This is a genomic window from Almyronema sp. (assembly GCF_052168255.1).
In the GTDB taxonomy this organism is placed as follows: domain Bacteria; phylum Cyanobacteriota; class Cyanobacteriia; order Phormidesmidales; family Phormidesmidaceae; genus Sphaerothrix; species Sphaerothrix epifaneia.
Genome location: NZ_JBQLZL010000104.1, coordinates 42,553 through 62,665, shown reverse-complemented (window position 1 = coordinate 62,665; position 20,113 = coordinate 42,553). Strand labels below are relative to the sequence as shown.

At 51.8% G+C, this 20,113-nt stretch carries 15 protein-coding genes; 11 read left to right on the top strand and 4 right to left on the bottom strand.

Annotation, left to right across the window (positions count from 1 at the left end):
• The first annotated feature begins 52 nt into the window (after positions 1-52).
• From ACTS3T_RS21880 to ACTS3T_RS21830, 11 genes are all read left to right on the top strand, one after another.
• Positions 53-925: an alpha/beta hydrolase gene (locus tag ACTS3T_RS21880; RefSeq protein WP_377962020.1), complete on the top strand. Its 873-nt coding sequence runs from the start codon at positions 53-55 to the stop codon at positions 923-925.
• Between the two features lie 173 nt (positions 926-1,098).
• Complete coding sequence (locus tag ACTS3T_RS21875; RefSeq protein WP_377962017.1) at positions 1,099-1,920, top strand: tetratricopeptide repeat protein; 822 nt, start codon at positions 1,099-1,101, stop codon at positions 1,918-1,920.
• 212 nt (positions 1,921-2,132) lie between these two features.
• On the top strand, positions 2,133-4,667 hold the full coding sequence (locus tag ACTS3T_RS21870) for a GAF domain-containing protein (protein ID WP_377962014.1): 2,535 nt from the start codon (positions 2,133-2,135) through the stop codon (positions 4,665-4,667).
• 331 nt (positions 4,668-4,998) lie between these two features.
• On the top strand, positions 4,999-5,733 hold the full coding sequence (purC, locus tag ACTS3T_RS21865) for a phosphoribosylaminoimidazolesuccinocarboxamide synthase (RefSeq protein ID WP_377962011.1): 735 nt from the start codon (positions 4,999-5,001) through the stop codon (positions 5,731-5,733).
• 134 nt (positions 5,734-5,867) lie between these two features.
• Positions 5,868-8,195 carry a BamA/TamA family outer membrane protein gene (locus ACTS3T_RS21860; protein WP_462935735.1) on the top strand — a complete coding sequence of 776 codons (2,328 nt, stop codon included), beginning with the start codon at positions 5,868-5,870 and terminating at the stop codon, positions 8,193-8,195.
• Positions 8,195-9,100, top strand: a complete 906-nt coding sequence (gene lpxC / locus ACTS3T_RS21855; RefSeq protein WP_377962006.1) for a UDP-3-O-acyl-N-acetylglucosamine deacetylase — start codon at positions 8,195-8,197, stop codon at positions 9,098-9,100. Before ACTS3T_RS21860 ends, lpxC begins: the two co-directional genes overlap by 1 nt.
• Before the next feature lie 50 nt (positions 9,101-9,150).
• Positions 9,151-9,663, top strand: a complete 513-nt coding sequence (fabZ, locus tag ACTS3T_RS21850) for a 3-hydroxyacyl-ACP dehydratase FabZ (RefSeq protein ID WP_377962003.1) — start codon at positions 9,151-9,153, stop codon at positions 9,661-9,663.
• 69 nt (positions 9,664-9,732) lie between these two features.
• Positions 9,733-10,539 carry an acyl-ACP--UDP-N-acetylglucosamine O-acyltransferase gene (gene lpxA / locus ACTS3T_RS21845; protein ID WP_377962000.1) on the top strand — a complete coding sequence of 269 codons (807 nt, stop codon included), beginning with the start codon at positions 9,733-9,735 and terminating at the stop codon, positions 10,537-10,539.
• A gap of 35 nt (positions 10,540-10,574) precedes the next feature.
• A complete protein-coding gene (gene lpxB, locus ACTS3T_RS21840; RefSeq protein ID WP_462935734.1) occupies positions 10,575-11,795 on the top strand; it encodes a lipid-A-disaccharide synthase in 1,221 nt (406 codons plus the stop codon).
• Positions 11,796-11,933: 138 nt separating this feature from the next.
• The gene (locus ACTS3T_RS21835; protein ID WP_377961995.1) at positions 11,934-12,668 is read left to right on the top strand and encodes a MotA/TolQ/ExbB proton channel family protein; all 735 of its coding nucleotides are present in this window, start codon (positions 11,934-11,936) and stop codon (positions 12,666-12,668) included.
• 33 nt (positions 12,669-12,701) lie between these two features.
• Positions 12,702-13,358: an ExbD/TolR family protein gene (locus ACTS3T_RS21830; protein ID WP_377961992.1), complete on the top strand. Its 657-nt coding sequence runs from the start codon at positions 12,702-12,704 to the stop codon at positions 13,356-13,358.
• Between the two features lie 85 nt (positions 13,359-13,443).
• Here ACTS3T_RS21830 and ACTS3T_RS21825 read toward each other — a convergent pair whose 3' ends face one another.
• The 4 genes from ACTS3T_RS21825 to ACTS3T_RS21810 all read right to left on the bottom strand — a co-directional run bounded on the left by ACTS3T_RS21825 (position 13,444) and on the right by ACTS3T_RS21810 (position 20,007).
• On the bottom strand, positions 13,444-14,586 hold the full coding sequence (locus ACTS3T_RS21825) for a glycosyltransferase (RefSeq protein WP_377962058.1): 1,143 nt from the start codon (positions 14,584-14,586) through the stop codon (positions 13,444-13,446).
• Between the two features lie 11 nt (positions 14,587-14,597).
• Positions 14,598-15,998: a glycosyltransferase family 4 protein gene (locus ACTS3T_RS21820; RefSeq protein ID WP_377961989.1), complete on the bottom strand. Its 1,401-nt coding sequence runs from the start codon at positions 15,996-15,998 to the stop codon at positions 14,598-14,600.
• Between the two features lie 12 nt (positions 15,999-16,010).
• Entirely contained in the window at positions 16,011-17,144 is a 1,134-nt protein-coding gene (locus ACTS3T_RS21815; RefSeq protein ID WP_377961986.1) for a glycosyltransferase family 4 protein, read from the bottom strand.
• Between the two features lie 190 nt (positions 17,145-17,334).
• Complete coding sequence (locus ACTS3T_RS21810; protein WP_377961983.1) at positions 17,335-20,007, bottom strand: hybrid sensor histidine kinase/response regulator; 2,673 nt, start codon at positions 20,005-20,007, stop codon at positions 17,335-17,337.
• Positions 20,008-20,113 lie beyond the last annotated feature (106 nt).

The window sequence follows — 20,113 nt, the reverse complement described above, 5'->3', positions numbered from 1 at the left end:
CCTCTGTTGACGCTGCGCTATGATTGGCGAATCTACCCTTTGATCACATTAGATGCTGCCTGCCAACCTCAATCAATTGACAGAACCAGCCTCGACGGCTCTGGCTCAACAGATCCAGCTAGCTGAAATTAAGACACCCCTGACGCCAGCGCCCATTGCTACGGCTTATACTCACCAGGGAGCAGGTGCCCCGCCGCTGTTATTGTTGGCTGGCTTTGATAGTTCGCTGCTAGAGTTTCGACGACTGATCCCCCGGCTGGCGAGTGAGTATTCGACTTGGGCTGTAGATATGCTGGGTTTTGGCTTTACCGATCGCGTTGCCGGGGTTAACTTCAGCCCAGGAGCCATCAAGCTACATCTCTACAGCACTTGGCAGCAGCTGATTCAGCGTCCGGTTGTTCTAATTGGGGCTTCAATGGGAGGGGCGGCGGCGATCGACTTTGCTTTAACCTATCCAGACTGTGTTGAAAAGCTGATCTTGCTTGATAGTGCTGGCTTTGCCGCTGGGCCAGCCATGGGTCAGTTAATGTTTCCTCCCCTAGATCGCTGGGCGACTAACTTTCTCAAAAATCCAGCCGTCCGACGACGCATTAGCTGGCAGGCTTACTGCGATCGCAACCTGGTAACGCCTGATGCTGAGTTGTGTGCGGCGCTACACACCCAGTTACCAAACTGGCACGAAGCGCTAATCGCCTTTACCAAAAGCGGCGGCTACAACTTTTTAACCGCTAAGATTGCTCAAATTGCCGTACCCACGCTGATCGTTTGGGGCCAGCAAGACCGAATTTTGGGGATCAAAGATGCGACCCGTTTTCAGCAAGCCATTGCCTCAAGCCAACTGGTGTGGATTGCCGATTGTGGTCATGTGCCGCATCTAGAAAAGCCAGAACTAACAGCAGAAGCTATTTTGCGGTTTGTCGGCTAACGTCAATGTCGGGTCGAGCCGAGTGCGTCTTGAATTTTTCCCGCTCTAGAGAGTTTGCCAATTTGGCCTTTCTAACGGAGAGAAATAGAAGGTAACATCAAAACCAGATGGCCTAGCACCTCCGAGTCACCAACCTCCTGAAAAGAGTTCACGGTATGAGGAAACTATAGGAAATGGGCGTTTCTATCGACGTTAATAGCCAAAATTTTGAAACTGAGGTGCTGTTGCAATCCCACGAGCAGCCAGTGGTGGTTGATTTTTTCGCTACCTGGTGTGGCCCTTGTCAGATGCTCAAGCCCATGCTGGAAAAGCTAGTGACTGAATATGACTGTGTGCTGGCCAAAGTTGATATTGACCAAAACCCAGATTTAGCCAATGTTTATGGCGTAGAGGGTGTTCCCGATGTCAAATTCTTCCTTGCTGGTCAGGTAGTCGATGGATTTGTCGGTGTTTTGCCAGAGCCGCAAATTCGCGATCGCTTAGCTCAGTTGGGTTTGGAGTCTGCCCTAGAGCGAGGACTCAAGGCGATTGCGGCGGCTGAGGCGGCGGCAGACCCTGAAACTGCCAAGCGCCAGTTTGCTCACCTGATGCAGCAGTATCCTGAAGATAGACGCTTAATCTTAGCAGGCGCACGCTTTTTGATTCAGCAAGGTAGCTATGACTCAGCTATCAAGTTGCTGAGTGCCATTCAGCCCAGCGAAGCAGCAGACTACCGCACCGCCGTTGGGTTGCAAGGTATGGCTCAGTTTCAGCAAGCGATCGCTGACATCAAACCCGACTCTGAACTCGATCAGCTCTATCTCCAGGGAGCCAAAGCCGCGATCGCCCAAGATCACGAAACGGCTTTAAGCTACTTCTTACAAGTGGTTGAACGCGATCGTCGCTACCGCGATGATGGCGGTCGCAAAGCCATGGTTGCCCTTTTCAATCTACTTGGGGATGAAGCCGCTTTAACTCAAGCCTATCGACGGCGACTGATGCAAGCGCTCTACTAAGCTTGAAATTTAACCATGGCCCAAAGCAAAATTGTCTAACGGGGTACATTGGTAGGTAGCTGAAATCGTTATCTTGAAATTCGAGCAGCTAGCCAAAGCAGCCTTTTTGCTATTGTCCTGTCCATAAAATGGACTGCTTCTTTGACTTTAGGTTCACGCCGGATTACAGCATTTTTAGGCTAGTTTTTACTTCTTGTTGAGCACCGACTCCTATGGCATCCTCAAACTCTAGTAGCATGCTAGCGGCTCTCTCCCAGGTCAATCACCAGGCCAGTCTAACGAACAAAGTTCGAGATCTGCCGACCCATCAGTTCGTTGATCTGCTAGAGCAAATCACCAGAGAATTTGAGCATTTTCTCAGGGCGATCGACATGATCAACAACGAAGCCCTAGAAACCATGCTAGAGCAGATCTTAGAAGCCTTTACGCTCAAAATTGGTCAGATATTATCGGCTGAACGCACCACGATCTTCATGGTGGATAACACCAAACAAGAGCTATGGTCAAAAATTGCGTCCGGCGAAAGCGATCACAAGCTTGAGATCCGCGTTTCAATGCACAAAGGGATTGCCGGACACGTTGCCAGTACCGGGGAATATCTCAACATCCCCGATGCCTATGCTGATCCCCGCTTTGACTCCAGCATTGACAAAAAAACAGGCTATCGAACGCGCAATATTCTTTGCATGCCTGTCTTTAGCAGCCGCAACAACGTGGTGGCGGTGGTGCAGTTGCTCAACAAACTGGGGCAAAGCCCCTTTGATACCCGTGACGAGCAAAACTTTCGCGAGTTTGCTTCTTCAATTGGCATCATTTTAGAGAGCTGTAATTCTTTCTATATTGCCGCCCGCAACCAGAAAGGAGTGGCGGCGCTGCTAAAAGCCATTTCTTCTCTAGAGCAAAGTTTAGACCTCGAAAAAACCTTGCAATCGGTTATGGCAGAAGCCAGAGACTTGATGCAGGCCGACCGCAGTACCCTCTGGATTGTTGACGAAGAAAATCATGAGCTGTGGTCTAAGGTAAAAACGGGCGACAATCGGGGGCTGATAGAGCTACGCCAGCAAGCCGATAAAGGCATTGTCGGATATGTGGCCTCTACTGGAACGCCGCTCAATATTCCCGATGCTTACGAAGATCCCCGCTTTGATCCCTCCGCCGATCAAAAAACTGGTTATAAAACCCGCAACATTCTCTGTATGCCAGTGTTTGACTCTTCTAGCACCCTGATTGGCGTAACCCAGCTAATCAACAAAAATCAGGGCAACTTTACCAGCCTCGACGAAGAGTTCATGCGGGCGTTTAACATTCAAGCAGGCATTGCCTTAGAAAACGCCAAGCTGTTTGAAAGCGTGCTCGTCGAAAAGCAGTACCAAAAAGACATTCTTCAAAGTCTTTCTGATGCCGTCATTTCGACCGATTTAGAAGGGCGTATCGTTACTATCAACGACGCGGCTCTAGAACTGCTCGGCTGTCCGACTGACGAAGCGATCGCCAAAAACTGCCGCCTTTTGTGGGAAGATCATCTCCGCCAGCGACACGTTTGGGAAGTCATCCCGCTAGAAAACATCCAGTTTCGCCTAGAAGATAGCCTCAAGAACGGAGCTAAGCACTATGTTCCTGAGCAAAGTCTTTCAATTGCCCTCTACAGCACTGAAGATCTTCCGGCTCAGCTAGCCATTCCCAGCACCACCGCCGACCGTAGTTTTGCTCTGTGGGGCAAAACTGACCAACCGCTACTTAGCCGTGAACATATCAAGCCGATTGAACGCAGCATCAATCTAACCGTCAATCCACTCACAAATCCGGAGGGCGGAGTTTTGGGAGGGTTGCTGGTGCTAGAAGATATCAGCCAAGAAAAGCGGATGAAAACCACCCTCTACCGCTATATGACCCCCGGCGTAGCCGAGCGAGTCATGCAGTTGGGTGAAGATTCACTCATGGTCGGCGAACGGCGAGAAGTAACGGTGCTGTTTTCTGACATTCGTGGCTACACCACACTGACGGAAAATCTCGAAGCCTCTCAAGTCGTTTCGCTGCTGAATGACTACTTTGAAACGATGGTCGAGGCCGTCTTTAGCTATGAAGGCACACTCGATAAATTTATTGGCGATGCTTTAATGGCGGTTTTTGGAGCGCCGCTACCGCTGCAAAACCATGCCTGGGGGGCTGTGCAGTCTGCCCTTGATATGCGCCATCGGCTAGAGCGTTTTAACTACGATCGCCTGAGTAAATCGTTGCCTGACATTCGCATTGGCATTGGCATTAGCTCTGGAGAGGTCGTCTCCGGTAATATTGGCTCCCAGAAAAAGATGGAGTATACCGTGATTGGCGATGGAGTAAACCTCAGCTCTCGTTTGGAAGGCATCACCAAACAATATGGCTGTGACATCGTTATTAGCGAACACACTTACGAACTTTGCAAAGATCAAATCTGGGTACGCGAACTCGATCGCATTCGGGTTAAAGGCAAAAACGAACCTGTGCGGATTTATGAGCTAATTGACCATCGTCAAGTAGATCTCCCCACTCAGCGCCGAGAACTGCTTGAGATTTATCAAGAAGCTCGTCATTTTTACATCAATCGTGAATTTGAACGGGCACAGCGACGCTTTCAACAAGCCCATGATTTGGTGCCTACCGATGGGGCTGTGACCGAGCATCTACGTCGTATTCGCGAATACATTAGTGATCCCAGCAAACGACCTGAAGAAGGCTGGGATGGCGTTTATACGATGACCACCAAATAAAGCCTCAGACGCTGAATCGACTGACTCGCCTGAGGCTACAACCCGCTAGCGGTTGGCGCTACTCAGACCCAAACTGATCAGACCCGGATGGGAGCTAAAGGACAGATGCTCAGGCGATCGCTGTTAGTCACCTTAAGGGCGATCGCGCTGAAACGCTATGACCGTGTCGCTATCGGCAAGAACACCCCGCTTGGCTAAAGGCCAACGAGCTGGCTGAATTGTTTTTTACCTGGCAAAACTCAAGTTAGCCAAAGTTAAGGGTAACAGGGTAATATCCTGAGGTCTTATCACGCCATTAGAATAGTGAGATTGACCAAATTTCCCCTGCGCTATGAAAACGACTCAAAAGCTCTATGAGGGCAAAGCCAAAATCCTCTACGCCACTGAGGATCCTCAAGTGCTAATTGCTCACTTCAAAGACGATGCCACTGCCTTTAATGCCCAAAAGCGAGGCACTATTGTCGATAAAGGTCGCATCAACTGTGCGATTTCAACCCATCTCTTTCAGCTCTTAGAAGCCAACGGCCTTGCGACTCACTGGATTGATACCCCTAGCGATCGCGAAATGCAGGTTAAGGCTGTAAAGATTTTGCCGCTAGAAGTGGTCGTCAGGAACATTGCGGCTGGCAGTCTCTGTCGAGAAACCGGTATTGCTTTGGGTACCCCTCTACAGCCCCCGCTGGTGGAGTTCTATTACAAAAATGACGACCTCGGCGATCCGCTATTGACCCCCGATCGCCTGCGGTTGCTCAACGTTGCTACTCCAGAGCAGATTCATCAGCTAACGCAGTTAGCCCAGCAGGTGAACCACATCTTGCAAGATTTCTTTGAGCAATGTGATATTACCCTGGTGGATTTCAAGCTGGAGTTTGGTCTTGATCAACAGCAAACCTTGTTGCTAGCGGACGAAATCAGCCCTGATACCTGTCGTCTCTGGAATCAAGCAGAGGCAGACACCAGTCGCCGCATCCTTGATAAGGATCGCTTTCGCAAAGACTTAGGCGAGGTTGAAACGGCTTATCAGACAGTGCTAGCCAGAGTAGTGGCACAGTCATCTAAGTTTTAGCTTCAGAGAGTAGGGTAAAATTTGTCCGATTGCTGAGTTTTTTTTAGTTACGTCAAGATTGGTGTTGCTCTCCCCTCTTTGCCCTCAAACGGGAGAGTCGCGGTGTGTGGAGTTTTTTGAGTCGAGTAATTGAAATGCGCCTATCTCCAGCCCTTTTAGCGGTTTTCACGGTTTCAACAGCGGTTGGTTTGAGCGATCGCGTTCAAGCTCAAGTGCTGCAGCAGCCGAATACTAAGCTCTCACCCGCAGAGCTTGTTGCAGCCGATTTTGCTTCGCCTGCGGTTTCCCAGCCTGCAGTTTTAGGTCAGCCTGCGTTAGCGCCTCGCTTCAGTCAGCCAAAGTCGGCGATCGCTCAGGCTCCAGCCGACCCGCCCGCCGATGAATCGCCTGTCAACATTGAAGATTTAGCTGAGCCTGACTCGCCTGAACTAGACCCAGGCAGCCCTGAGGAACCTTCCCCTGAGATAGACTCACCCGCGATCGAAAACGACGTCACTGACGAACTGCCAGCCGATGCCGTTCCGGCTCAAACCGATACGCCTGACTTACCCGATACTGAGGAAACCACCGACGAGCTACCGCCTGAAACCGATCTGCCGATCCCGCCTGAAACCAATCAACCTGCCCCACCCCCTAGCGAAGAGCAAGCCGCCCCGGAACCGCGCGTGCTCGTAGCTGAGGTTGCCGTTGAAGGCGAAGATCCCCGCGGAACTCAGGTAGCACTCGATCAGCCGCTGGCAGATGGTGAAACGCTGACAGACAAAGTTTATAACGTCGTGCAGACTCGCGCGGGTCAAACGACCACTCGCACCCAGCTACAGCGCGATATCAACAATATTTTCGCCACAGGCTACTTTGCCGATGTCCAAGCCGTACCAGAAGACACGCCTTTGGGTGTCCGGGTCACCTTTTTAGTACAGCCTAACCCGGTACTCCAAGATGTTCAGGTACGCAACAACCAGGTCTTGCCCGAAACGGTTATTGATGACATCTTTCAAGCGCAGTACGGTCGCATCATCAACCTGCTGGACTTTCAAGACGGCATTCTGCAGCTCAATGAGTGGTATCAGGAAAATGGCTACGTTCTGGCTCAGGTGACAGCCGCCCCTCAAGTTTCACAAGATGGCGTTGTTACCCTGATTGTGGCAGAAGGGGTAATTGAAAATATCGAGGTACGCTTCCTGACGTCTGAAGGCGACACCGTTGACGAAGAAGGCAACCCCATTGACGGCTATACGCGCGACTTTATTATCACCCGTGAATTTCAGACTGAACCGGGTGAGGTCTTTCAGCAGCAAGCGATCCAGCAAGACTTAGAGCGAGTTTTTCGCTTGGGCATTTTTGAAGATGTGCGGTTGTCTCTTGAACCAGGTGATCAAGATCCGCGTCAGGTTGACGTTGTGGTTAACGTCACTGAGCGAAGTACCGGATCGATTGCTGCTGGTTTAGGGTTTAACTTTACCGGGGATCTCTTCGGTACCGTCAGCTACCGTCAAGATAATTTCGGGGGCAACAATCAAAAGCTAGCTGCCGAAGCACAGCTAAGTTTCCGTGACCTGCTTTTTGACATCAGCTTTACCGACCCCTGGATCGCGGGCGATCCCTTCCGGACTTCTTATACAGTCAATGCTTTTGCCCGTCGTGCCACATCTTTGGTCTTTGACAACGGCGAAACCGATGTGGATTTACCCAATGGCGACAACGTCCGCGTAGGTCGCTTAGGCGGTGGTGTTAGCTTTAGCCGACCGCTCAGCAACGGCTGGCGGGCTTCGCTGGGTACTCAGTATCAAAGGGTAACGACTCAAGATGCTGATGGGGATACCGAAGCTTTTGATGCTCTGGGCAATCCGCTGACTATCAGTGACGATGGTAGTGACGATTTGTGGACCGTACAGTTTGGCGTTGTCCGCGATCGCCGTAATGATGCCTTTAACCCCACAGGAGGATCGTTGCTCAGATTAGGTACTGAGCAGTCCATTCCGTTAGGATCCGGCAGCATTTTCTTAAATCGGGTGCGAGCCAGCTACAGCCAATACATTCCTGTTAACTTTTTGCGGTTCAACGAAGGCCCACAAGCGCTGGCCCTTAATATTCAAGGGGGGCATGTTCTGGGCGATTTACCCCCTTACGAAGCCTTTGCCCTGGGTGGCACTAACTCAGTGCGCGGTTATGATGAAGGAGAAGTCGCCAGTGGCCGTAGCTACATTCAAGCCTCAGCCGAGTACCGATTCCCGCTCTTTTCCTTTTTGGGGGGCGCATTGTTTTTGGACTATGCCAGCGATTTAGGCAGTGGAGATGCGGTTCCGGGAGCACCAGGGCCAGTGCGGGATAAGCCAGGGGATGGCTTTGGTTATGGCGCGGGTGTACGAATTCAGACCCCCTTTGGCCCTATCCGCGTAGACTACGGTTTCAATGACCAAGGAGATAGCCGCTTGCACTTTGGCATTGGAGAACGTTTCTAATGAACCTACCGACAAGTCAGCAAGTATCTACCCCACCAACTTTAAGTCACTGCCAACATACTTTGGCAACTGCCTTTGAGAAAGCGGGGGTAGGGCTGCATTCTGGGCAATTAACGCAGGTACGGGTAATGCCCGCGCCGCCCCAAACAGGTCGTTATTTTGTCCGGACGGATTTGTCTGAGGTTAAAATTCCGGCAGTCGTAGCGGCGGTTTGTCAAACCACCCTGTCTACCGAACTGGCTCAAGCGGCTGCCACAGTGCGCACAGTAGAGCATTTGCTAGCCGCCTTAGCTGGCATGGGAATTGACAACGCCCGCATTGAAGTCGATGGCCCAGAATTGCCGCTGCTAGATGGCTCTGCCCAAGAGTGGGTAACGGCGATCGCCGCCGCCGGGATCGCGGCTCAAGCTGAGCCTAGCCTGCCGCGATCGCTGCTGACCCCCGTACAGGTGCAGCAAGGGGATGCGTTTGTGAGTGCGCTGCCAGCCCCGGTACCGCGCTTCACCTATGGCATTGACTTTGAACTCAGCGCAATTGGCAATCAGTGGCATAGCTGGTCACCGACTACCGATGATTTTGCTGAAGCGATCGCCCCCGCCCGCACCTTTGGCTTAGCTCACCAAATTGAATATCTCCGTACCCAGGGTTTGATCAAAGGCGGTAGTCTGGAAAATGCCTTAGTGTGCGATCGCTCAGGTTGGCTTAACCCACCCCTGCGCTTTGAAAACGAACCCGTCCGGCACAAATTGCTTGACTTGCTCGGCGATCTCAGTTTGCTAGGTTTCTGGCCAAATGCTCACATAGTTGCCTACAAAGCCAGCCACCAACTGCACGTACAGCTAGCCGCAAAACTTTCATCTCAATGTGTGACTAGCAAGGATGCCGCTCAAATGGGAGAATCTTAAAAGTTCTTAGGGAACTTTGTCCCCATATTTTGCTCTGTTGAAGTCAACCAATGTCTATCTTGACTAACGCAAACGCTACGAACCACGCGACCTCAACTGAAGTACCTGCGACTGTTGAGGAAGCCGCTGCTCAAAAGACTTTTATGTTGGAGGAGATTCAAAAACTGCTCCCCCATCGCTATCCTTTTGCCTTAGTCGATCGCATTATTGACTATGTTCCGGGTAAGCGTGCCATCGGTATCAAAAACGTTACCTTCAACGAACCCCACTTCCAGGGCCACTTTCCCGGTCGCCCCATTATGCCAGGGGTTTTAATTGTTGAAGCTATGGCGCAAGTTGGGGGAATTGTTCTAACCCAAATGCCAGGGGTAACGGGTTTGTGCATGTTTGCAGGCATTGATAAGGTGCGCTTTCGGCGTCCGGTTGTGCCGGGTGATCAGCTGGTTATGACGGTAGAGCTACTGTCGGTTAAGCGTATGCGCTTCGGCAAGATGCAGGCTAAAGCAGAAGTAGACGGACAGCTTGTTGCCGGAGGAGAACTGATGTTTTCCGTGGTGGATTAGTGACATGTTTGGCTGTCATCAATCGATCTCACAGGTGCATCTGATGCTCTGGCTGCCGGAGGCGTTCCTTTGACTACATTAATTCATCCTACTGCTGTCATTCATCCCGGCGCTCAGATCCATCCCAGCGTCAAGGTTGGCCCCTATGCTGTGATTGGCGAAAAAGTCTCAGTTGGCCCAGAAACTGTGATTGGTTCCCATGTGATTTTGGCAGGGCACACCGAGGTGGGGGCCCGTAATCAAATTTTTCCCGGTGCGGCCATTGGCCTAGAACCTCAAGATCTGAAATATGACGGCTCATTGAGCCTGGTCAAAATTGGTGACAATAACTCGATTCGAGAATATGTCACGATTAACCGCCCCACCCGCTTCGGTGAAGAAACCCGCCTCGGCAACAACAATCTGCTGATGGCCTATGCCCACGTCGCTCACAACTGCTGGATTGAAGATCAGGTAATTATTGCCAATTCGGTAGCGCTTGCAGGTCATATTCATATTGAATCCAATGCTCGTTTGAGTGGACTGGTAGGGGTTCACCAGTTTGTGCATATCGGTCAGCATTCGATGATTGGTGGCATGAGCCGGATCGATCGCGACGTTCCCCCCTTTACGATTGTTGAAGGCAATCCGTCACGGGTGCGGGCACTCAATCAGATTGGCCTTCAGCGAGCCGGACTGGCTCAAATCGATCAAGGCCAGCGCTACCGGGAACTTAAACAGGCGTTTCGTCTGATTTATCGCTCCAGGCTACCGTTAAACGAAGCGTTAGATCAGCTAGACGACCTCAGCCACAATGACTATGTGCGGCATTTACAGCAGTTTTTACGCGACTCTCAACAGCCTGAGCGGCGAGGCCCCATTCCAGGGAACAAGTAGGGCCGTCGCTATTTTCTGTTAGCGTTAACGAGGTGATGAGGGTGAAAACGCCAACCCAGCCGCTGTCGGCCTTGGAGCAGCCACTAAAGCTGAGAATTTTTATCAGTACGGGGGAAGTCTCAGGAGATTTGCAAGGAGCTTTGCTGATCCACGCTTTGCAGCGTCAGGCTGCTAGCCGGGGCTACGCCCTAGAGATTGTTGCTACCGGGGGCGATCGCATGGCTCAAGCAGGCGCAACGCTGTTGGGGAACACCAGTGCTATTGGTGCGGTTGGCATTTTAGAATCGCTGCCCTATTTGGTGCCGACCTTGCGGTTACAGGGACGGGTCAAGCAATATTTGCGCAACCACCCCCCTGATTTGGCTGTTCTAATTGACTACATGGGGCCAAATCTGGCTATTGGTAGCTACCTGAGGCAAACTTTTTCGCGGCTACCGCTGGTTTATTATATTGCGCCCCAGCAGTGGGTTTGGGGTGCTTTTTTAGAACGTGACACCCGCCGAATTTTAGACGTAAGCGATCGCCTCCTGGCCATTTTTCCGGAAGAAGCTAAGTTTTATCAGCGCTACGGCGGAGCCGTGACCTGGGTTGGCCATCCCCTCATCGATCGCATTCCCCATCCGCCCGATCGGCAACAGGCAAGAGCCAAACTAGGCTTAGCCGCAGACGCAACCGTTGTTACGCTCTTACCCGCTTCGCGGCAGCAAGAACTGCGCTACCTGCTCCCTGTGATATTAAAGGCGGCTCAGCAAATTCAGGCTCAGCTCCCGGCTGTGCAGTTTTTAATTCCAGCTTCTTTGCCGCAGTTTCAACAAACAATTCAACAAGCGATCGCCCACTATCAGCTATCTAACGCTAGCTTAACGGCTGATAGCCAAACGGCGATCGCAGCGGCTGATCTAGCAATTACAAAATCGGGAACTGTCAATTTAGAAATTGCGTTAATGAACGTACCGCAGGTAGTGTGCTATCGGCTCAATCCGGTGACGGCCTGGGTAGCCCAGCATCTATTAAATTTTTCCGCTCCCTTTATTTCTCCGGTTAATTTGGTAGAAATGCGCTCCGTCGTGCCGGAATTTCTCCAGTGGCAGGCCACCCCCGCCGCCCTAGCCACAGCGGCGCTGACTCTGTTGCTCAATGAAGATAAACAGCAGCAGATGCTGGCAAACTACCAGAGTATTCGCCAGACTCTAGGAGAACCTGGTGTTTGCGATCGCGCCGCCGCCGCTATTTTTGAGGTTCTTTTGGCAGCTTAGAGGCGATCGCGACAAACTAAGCGATACCATGAATGCGCAACGTTTTTAGAATTGCCATACTTTGTCTTACGCAGGGTGAATAGATTAAGTGACGTCATCTATGCCTATACTGAGGCGATATGGTGTTAGGAGGCCATTGTGAATATCGCTGAGATTTTTGCTCAGGGCGGCATTGCTATGTGGCCGCTGCTGTTTCTGTCAATTTTGGCTCTAGGCACAATCATTGAGCGAATTTGGTTTTGGTCAAAGATTTTAACCCGCGAACGCGAGGTCGCAGGTCGAGTGCTAGAAGCCGCCCGCCGCGAATGGGCGGCAGCCACCCATATTGCCCAACGGGCGGGTAATTTGCCGATGGGGCGCTTTCTTTATGCCGCTCTCAAGCTGCTCAACCCCGATCCAGAAGTTTTTCGGCTAGCGCTAGAAACTTCAGCTAACGAAGAGTTAGCGGTAATGCGGCGAGGCGAAAAGGTTTTAGAAGCGGTCATTGCCCTAGCTCCCCTTTTGGGCTTGCTCGGTACTGTTGTCGGTTTGATTAATTCGTTAGGCTCAATTCGCCTGAGCGACTTAGGCGGAGATGCAACGGCAGAAACCGCTTTAGGCATTGGGCAAGCGCTGATCAGCACAGCCGCAGGTCTGATTATCGCCATTGTTAGTCTGGCTTTCTTTCGGCTGTTTCAGGGCTTTGTGCTGGGTCAGGCAAAAGTTTTCCGCCAATCAGGCAGTGAACTAGAACTGCTTTATCGCCAAGCATACGCTGCCACAGACGGTAAACCCAATTCTCTCAGTCCGCCCCTTAATACTGAACTACCGCCCCCACCTCCGCCCGCTAAACCGCCTAAAGCGGAAAAACGCCCCCCCGCTGACAACTTTTAAGCCCCATCTAAACGCGACCCCAAGCGGTGACCTATGAAGCTTGACCTTGACACGGCGAACAACGAAGAAGTTCGGATTGAAATTATTCCGCTGATTGATGTCATTTTTTGTATTTTGACGTTCTTTATTTTGGCGGCAGTTGGTCTAACCCGGCAGCAGGCCATCAGCCTAGACTTGCCAGCCGCTCAAACCGGGACACCGCTGCCAGCCCAAGGACTCAGTGCAGATGATCTAGAACGGCTTTATGTCAGCGTTGATGGTAACGGCCAGGTTTATGTAGATCAGCAACCTGTTAGCCTCAATCTGCTTTATGACATTTTGGTGCAGCATCAAGCAGCGTCTCCGCAGGGGCTGATTGTGCTATACGCGGCTCGAAGTGCCCGCTATGCAGATGTGATCCAGGTGCTTGATCTGCTGCGCTCTGTCGGAGGCGATCGCGTCGCTTTAGCCACGCTGCCTGCCGGACTGGATCAGCTTCAGCCAGAGCCTAACGATTTGAATAATCTAGACGATTTGCTTAACAACGGTAATTTAGATGACTTGCTCAATAACAATGGCACTCCCCAGGCACCTTTAGAACCGCTGCCCACACCTGGGTTTAATACTCCTTCGCAAGTACCCACAACGCCCCTACCGACCGAACCCCTACCGCAAACGCCTGACGGTGGGACAGGTGAAGAAACACCCTAAAGCGCTCATGCTGGGAGAGTGGCAGGTAGTTATAACCATTGGCTAGTCGGCCAAAAGCCGCTGCCCAAAAGCTTTCCTTCTGCCCTCAGCCTGTTGCCTTTAGCGATCGCTCTGATTTCTGCGCTAATACAGCTTCATAGATTTGTTCTAAGGCACGCGTTTGGCGATAACGGTTGAAGTTGTTTTCCATATGCGATCGCCCTTGCTGGCTGAAATGCTGCCACAGGTCTTGCGCTTGCAGAAGCTTAAGCAGATAGTCAGCTAGCCCTTGCCAGTCATGCTCTTTGACTAAAAAGCCTGTCTCGCCATGAATGACTGCTTCTGGAATACCCGCATGGTAAGTGCTGACGACGGGTAACTGCATGGCCTGCGCTTCTAGCACCACGTTAGGCAAACCCTCAGAATCGCCCGCAGGCGTTGTAACGCTGGGGGCTGCCAAAACCTGTGCCCGGTTCATCCATTCCCGCACGACGGGCTGAGGCTGAACGCCTAAAAAGCGATAACGCTGTAGGTGTTGGCTTGCCAAGTTTTCTAGCGAAGCTCTCAGCGGCCCGTCACCAATGAGAACTAGCTCAGCGTCAGCTTTGGTTGCCTGGACTTTTGCCATCGCCCGAATCAAATCGTCACAACCTTTTTTGGCAGCTAGTCGGCCAACAAACAGCACGACCGCTTCTCGCGGTCGGCTAGCGTCTGGGTTAAACTGCGAAATGTCAACGCCGTGATAGTGAGCGCGAACTCTATCTGCCGGAAACCCTTGCTCTAAAAGTTTGTCACGAATAAACTTTGAAACCGTCAGAAATAGCTGAGCGCTTTGCTTCAGGCGATCGCGCCGCTGATAATAAAGCCAGTGGTTAAGCGAATCAAAGCGGGCTTGCTTGGCATCTACGGTGGCATCAGCCCCCCGATAATGAACGATAAGGGGAACCCCTAGCGATCGCATCAGCGGCAGCAGCAAGACACCACTCAAACCAAACTGCGCGTGAACCAAAGCTGGCTGAATCTGACGTACCTGTTGATAAAAGGCGGCGTCTCTGCCAGTCAGCTTAAAGAGCAGTTCTCGCAGCTTTCCGGCCTGAGTGCCCGCGTTGATCACCAGCGTTCTTTCTGTTGGCAGGTCTAACCCCGGCACCCGGCGCGACCCGGCATAGTAGGCTGTAAACGCTTCTAAACTCTCCGCCTGCGCCCGCACAAAAGTTTGAGAAGGGGGCAGCAGCAGGCTGCTAAACATCAAAACGTTTCTCACGCAGATACCTCGTCATGATTAGAATTTGGGCTTAAGCTTGGCCGCGCCGTCGGTAGCTCAGCGGCTGCGGTTGGGGGCAAATCAGTAGGGTTAGCCGTGGCAAGAGGGGGTGTTTCTTGCGTTAAAGCATTACCTGCATCAGGCTCCAGAGCTACAGAGGCTAACGGCTGAGAATCCTTGACCAACTGCTGATAAAGCTGAGTAAATTGCTGCCCTTTACTAGCCCAGCTAAAAACGCTCTGAATCCGCTGACGACTGGCCTGACTCATCTGCTGCCACAGCGTTTTGTCTTGCGCTAAACAGTCCATCGCCGCTGCTAGGTCTTGAATCACCTGAGCAGGCTGCTGTGCGGCTACTTTAAAGCCCGTGGCTGCTGTCACCTGAAGCGCAGGCCCCCCTTGATCTAAGCAAATCACCGGACGTCCTGCGGCCATAGCCTCAGCGCAAACCAGCGCCCCTGAATCATGCAGGCTGGGATGCACCAATACAGAGCAGTCGGCTAGCTTTTGCAACGTTTCTGAGCGAGAAAGCTTACCCCAAAATTTGACGCGATCGCTAATCCCTAAGGCAGCGGCAAGTTGCTTCAGGCGATCGCGCTCTGGGCCGTCTCCCACAATCCAGTAGGTGACGTCGGGCGGCAGGTCAGCCTGCGCAAAGGCTTGTAGACCCAGATGAAACCCTTTCCAGTGCAGTAATCGCCCCATACTGAGGAAGCGAGGCTGCGGCGGTAGCGGCAGGTCAGCCAGAGCAGATAGCTCGGCGGTAGAGAGTCCCAACTGAGAAAACACCTCAACCCGCTGTGCCCCCAACCGCCGCAGGCATCGGGCTGTATCAGCCGTGGTGGCATAGGCAATAGCGCTTCGACGCGCCGTTAGCCGCAAAAAAGGATCCAGTTCACTCAAACGGTGGATTGCTTCACGCAGCAGCTCGTAGGCTAAGCCGCGTTTGCCCAGCGCTGACCAAAAACCGCGAGGGGTAGCTTCGCCCCCCCCAACGGGACCCCACACAAAGGGAAGCGGTAGCAGACTTAAAAAGCTAGGGCTCCAGTAGCGTACATAGGTGACATGATGAACTAGGTCAAAGTTGTTTTTGGCTTGCAGGCGACGCCCCAGCCGATAAGCAGCTATCTGCCAGAGATAATAGTGCAAATGCACCAGCTTTTGACCGTGGTTGAGCTTTTGCAGCCACAGGGGTAAGTCACAGTAAATAACCTGTAAGTTGCTGATGGGATTGGCCGCCAACTCAGCGGCGATCGCTGGCTGGTTGTTGGCTCGCGTTAGCACCCAAACCTGGTGAACCTTGGCCAATTCTTGCACCAAATGCCAGCCAATACCCGGCTCCGATCCTTCTTGGGGGCGGCAGGCGTAAGCGGAGACTAAAATTTTAAAGCCAGTCACAAGCAGATTCTCCTAGTGCGCAGTTGCAAACGCCGCCACATCCACCAAAAAGTCTGCTGCTGCGGCTGGCGTGTATTGCGCCATGACAGTAATCGACTGTTGGCCCATGACCTCAACTCGCTCAGGCTGATCTATAAACTGCCGCATCCGATCGGCAAACTCTTCGGCATTACGTGGGTCAAACCGATAGCCATTCTGCCCCTCTTGGATAAGCTCGACCGCACCCGCCAGGGTAGAACACAGCACGGGTTTGCCAAGTACCATCGCTTCTAGCACCACCATGCCCCAGGTGTCTTCCAAGGTAGGCAGCACAAAAACATCTGCCTGGTTGAAATAGCTACCAAGCTGATCGTAATCGACGCGGCCCAACCACTGTACTTGCTGATTCAGCTGATGCTCAGTGCAGAAAGCTTGAAGCGCTTCGCACTGATCGCCATCTCCCACAATCCAAACGCTGTAGTCTCGGTATCCCTGGGCGGCTAGCTGGACGCAGGCTTGCAAGAGCAACTGGACACCTTTACGCGGCTTGACGCTACCCACGAAGATAAAACAAGGTCGCTGGCGCGGAGCTGCGATCGCGGTTGTGCCTGACTCGGCTAAAGCATCTGCTGCGGGTACTTCGTAGGGCTGCACAAACACTTCGTCTTCGGGCGCTTGCAACAGCTTTACTAAATAGTCTCGCCCTGCCTGACTGTTGCTAATGCAGGCGTCTGCCCATCGCACCATCTGCTGTCGCAGCCATAGCCGCGCCGGAGAATTGCGGTAATCTACCCCCGGAGAACTGCCTTCGTAGGCAATGACGACTTTCCAACGGCCAACAGGCTTGGCTAACAACGCCAAGAGCGTCCACATGCCAAAAGAGTTAGAAAAAATCACCTGCGGCTTAAACTGCAGCAGGCGATTGATGATATTGAGGGGCAAAAACGTAAAGTTAGAGCCGTAGCTGGTTTTAGACTTAAGGAGTGGAATAATTTTGCGCTCACCCACAACCTCAACAGCAAAACTATCTTCTAGTCCCGGAGCATAGCCTCGCCAGTTGGCGGCAAACGCCTTCATTTCGGGCACACGCTGAGCAAGTTGACTCAACATAGGGTGCCAGTAATAAAAGGCAGAAGTGAGTAACCAAGCAATGCGGAGACTGCTCATAAAACTTTATCCTGATAGCGGTGGGGGCAAAGCGCTTCTATAGCATCACGTTTATTCTTTCATCGGCTTTAAGGCGCAACAAGGCAGGCTACGCAGAAATCGCTAAAGCTTTAAGAATACCCTTGAGTTTTTAATCCTCGACGAAGTCAGGCATCAAGACAAAGTGGCTCAACGTCAAGAAAACCCGATCTCAGATCTGGCAGCGTTTTTGCAAATCAACTTTTACTTGCTGATATTCTCGCAGAACTTGATCTACGATCGCCTGAACTTGGCTCTCGCTGACGCTAGTGGTGACGTTGAGTTGTTCGAGTTCTTGACAGAGCGCCGCCAAGCCTACAGCCCCTAACGAGGCACTGCTTGACTTAAGGGTGTGGGCATTATAAGCCACTTGCTCTATATCGCCCGCTGCCACGGCAGCGCTTAGCGCTGCAATTAGCTCATCGCCACTGGTGACATAGAGATCAACTAGCTCACTCAAAACCGCTTGAGCCTGTTGCGGGCCATCGGGTAGCCCTAAAATTTCTAAACAGGCTTGCAGCGCCTGCTCATCGATACCCTGAGGCGCAGGCAAAACAACCACCGGAAGCGGCTGCGGGTTAGCTTCAGTAAGTAGGGGGCTGCACTGCTCTAATGCCTCGACTAAAGCCGGAATATTGATAGGCTTGCTGACATAGTCGTTCATACCAGCGCTGAGACATTTTTCGCGATCGCCCTGCATGGCATTTGCTGTCATTGCAATAATGCGAGGACGCTGTGCCAGGGTAAAGCGCTGACAAATGATTTGCGTGGCTTCAAGGCCGTCCATCTCTGGCATGTGGACATCCATCAACACCACATCATAAGTCTGCCGCTGCAGCGCTTCTAGCACTTCTAGACCATTGCCGACGATATCTGCCCGATAGCCCAATTTAGCCAATATTTGCAAAACCAGTTGTTGGTTTACCCGATTGTCTTCTGCAATCAAAATTCGCAGTGGCAACCGCTGAGCCATTGAAGCATCAAGCTGTAGCGGTTGAGTGGATGGCGAATGCCTGATGGCTCTACCCGTGAAGGCTCGAACAATGGCATCATGAAGCTGCGACTGTTTCACAGGCTTGTTGAGCTGAGCCACAAACAAACGGGCGGCAACGTCGCGATTTTCGACTAGAGGATAACCAATAGAAGTCAGCATGATTAGGGGCAGCGTTTGGCCCTGAGGCGCTTCGCGCAGCATCTTGGCTAGGGTCAACCCATCAATTCCAGGCATCTGCATGTCTAAAATGCCAATGTCAAAGGGGCCAGCATGAGCAACTAAGCCCATAGCTTCGTAGCCGGACTGGGCAGTCGTCGCCACCATCTGCCAAGACTGAACCTGCATGGCTAAAATTTGACGGTTGGTTTCATTGTCATCAACAATCAAAACCCGTTTACCTGTTAGATCTGCTGAGCTAATCAGAGACATCGACGGTGGAACGGGCACAGCCGGAGCCACTAAAGTGAAGTAAAAGGTAGAGCCGCGATCGACTTCGCTATCTACCCAGATTCGCCCCCCCATCATTTCGCAAAGCCGTTTGCTAATAGCTAGCCCCAGCCCGGTACCACCGTAGCGGCGCGTGGTTGAAGAGTCTACCTGGCTAAAGCTTTGAAACAAACGATGCTGCTTGTCGGGTGGAATGCCGACTCCTGTATCTCTAACCGCAAAACACAGTTCGTATAACGGTTTGGGGCCAGGTGTCGGTGTTAGCAGTTTGGCGGTAACTTTGACCGTTACTTCTCCTTGATGTGTAAACTTAACGGCGTTGCTCAGCAAATTAACCAGAATTTGTCTCAGTCGCGTTACGTCGCCTTCAATCGCCTTGGGAACTTGAGGCTCGACCAAGTAGGCTAACTCAATTTTTTTTTCAGCCGCTTTGGAGGCAATGAGATCAAGGGCGTCTTCGATACAGCTTGTGGGGGTAAAGGGCTGATTTTCTAGGTCTAGCTTGCCCGCTTCAATCTTAGAGAAGTCGAGAATGTCATTAATCAGCATCAGCAAAGCATCGCCGCTTTTGCGGATGGTTTCGGTAAATTCTCGCTGTTGGGGATTGAGTGGTGTGTCTAGTAACAGCCCGGTCATGCCGATGACGCCGTTCATCGGAGTGCGAATTTCATGACTCATGATTGCTAAAAATTCGTCTTTAGCGATCGCTGCTGCCTCAGCCGCCTGATAATTTTGCTTCAAAATGCGATCGCCGCGATAAACGATCAGGTACAGCACAATATAAAGGCCACCCAGGATGCTGCTGATGCCCCACAAAAGCTGTTGTTGAGCCTGCTGAACCTCGCCAAAGAGAGGCGTGACATCGGTATAGAGTTCAAAAACCCCTACAACGGGGCTGTTGAGTCCTTCGGGGCGAATAGGGATGTAGCTCGAAACCAGTTGACGATTGCTGATATTGCCTTGAATAGCGGCAAACTGTTCTTTATGGTCAAATAGGGTCACCGCTTCCCCCGTCAGGGCACGCCGTACACCAACTGAGTTAGACCGGACTTCGCCGATTTGAGACTCATCGGTAGAAAAAACTGTGCGACCCTGCCGATCAAAAATTTTGATTTTGACGACTGATAGACCTTCTGTTTGTTGCAGGAGAACTTGGCGAATTTGCTGAATTTCGTCAGCTTGTTGCAGTTGTGACTGGCTCAGTTGCCCTGTGTTCGTGAGAAAGTTGCTGTAGAGGGGCCAAGCTGTGTTGGCAAAAGATTGGGCTAAGGCGATATTTTTCTCTTCGCTAAACTGAACCAACCGCTGAATTGCACTGCGCCGAGTAAAGCTGTTTAAAGCAATGACGGTCAAAAGAAACGCTAGCAAACTTGTAAGCGAAAAGTAGCGAAGTAATCTAAACACCTTGCTCTCCAGCCGGATGAGAACTAGCCAAGACTCCTCTCTTTACCCCTGGATCAAGAAATGACAAACCAAACTATAGCGTGCCCATAGGCTGTGCAAAAAGTGC

Excerpts from the sequence above, each read along its gene's own strand:
- ACTS3T_RS21880 (WP_377962020.1), top strand. The coding sequence starts at position 53 with ATGCTGCCTGCCAACCTCAATCAATTGACAGAACCAGCCTCGACGGCT.
- ACTS3T_RS21875 (WP_377962017.1), top strand. The coding sequence starts at position 1,099 with ATGGGCGTTTCTATCGACGTTAATAGCCAAAATTTTGAAACTGAGGTG.
- ACTS3T_RS21870 (WP_377962014.1), top strand. The coding sequence starts at position 2,133 with ATGGCATCCTCAAACTCTAGTAGCATGCTAGCGGCTCTCTCCCAGGTC.
- purC (WP_377962011.1), top strand. The coding sequence starts at position 4,999 with ATGAAAACGACTCAAAAGCTCTATGAGGGCAAAGCCAAAATCCTCTAC.
- ACTS3T_RS21860 (WP_462935735.1), top strand. The coding sequence starts at position 5,868 with ATGCGCCTATCTCCAGCCCTTTTAGCGGTTTTCACGGTTTCAACAGCG.
- lpxC (WP_377962006.1), top strand. The coding sequence starts at position 8,195 with ATGAACCTACCGACAAGTCAGCAAGTATCTACCCCACCAACTTTAAGT.
- fabZ (WP_377962003.1), top strand. The coding sequence starts at position 9,151 with ATGTCTATCTTGACTAACGCAAACGCTACGAACCACGCGACCTCAACT.
- lpxB (WP_462935734.1), top strand. The coding sequence starts at position 10,575 with ATGAGGGTGAAAACGCCAACCCAGCCGCTGTCGGCCTTGGAGCAGCCA.
- ACTS3T_RS21830 (WP_377961992.1), top strand. The coding sequence starts at position 12,702 with ATGAAGCTTGACCTTGACACGGCGAACAACGAAGAAGTTCGGATTGAA.
- ACTS3T_RS21825 (WP_377962058.1), bottom strand. The coding sequence starts at position 14,586 with ATGTTTAGCAGCCTGCTGCTGCCCCCTTCTCAAACTTTTGTGCGGGCG.
- ACTS3T_RS21815 (WP_377961986.1), bottom strand. The coding sequence starts at position 17,144 with ATGAGCAGTCTCCGCATTGCTTGGTTACTCACTTCTGCCTTTTATTAC.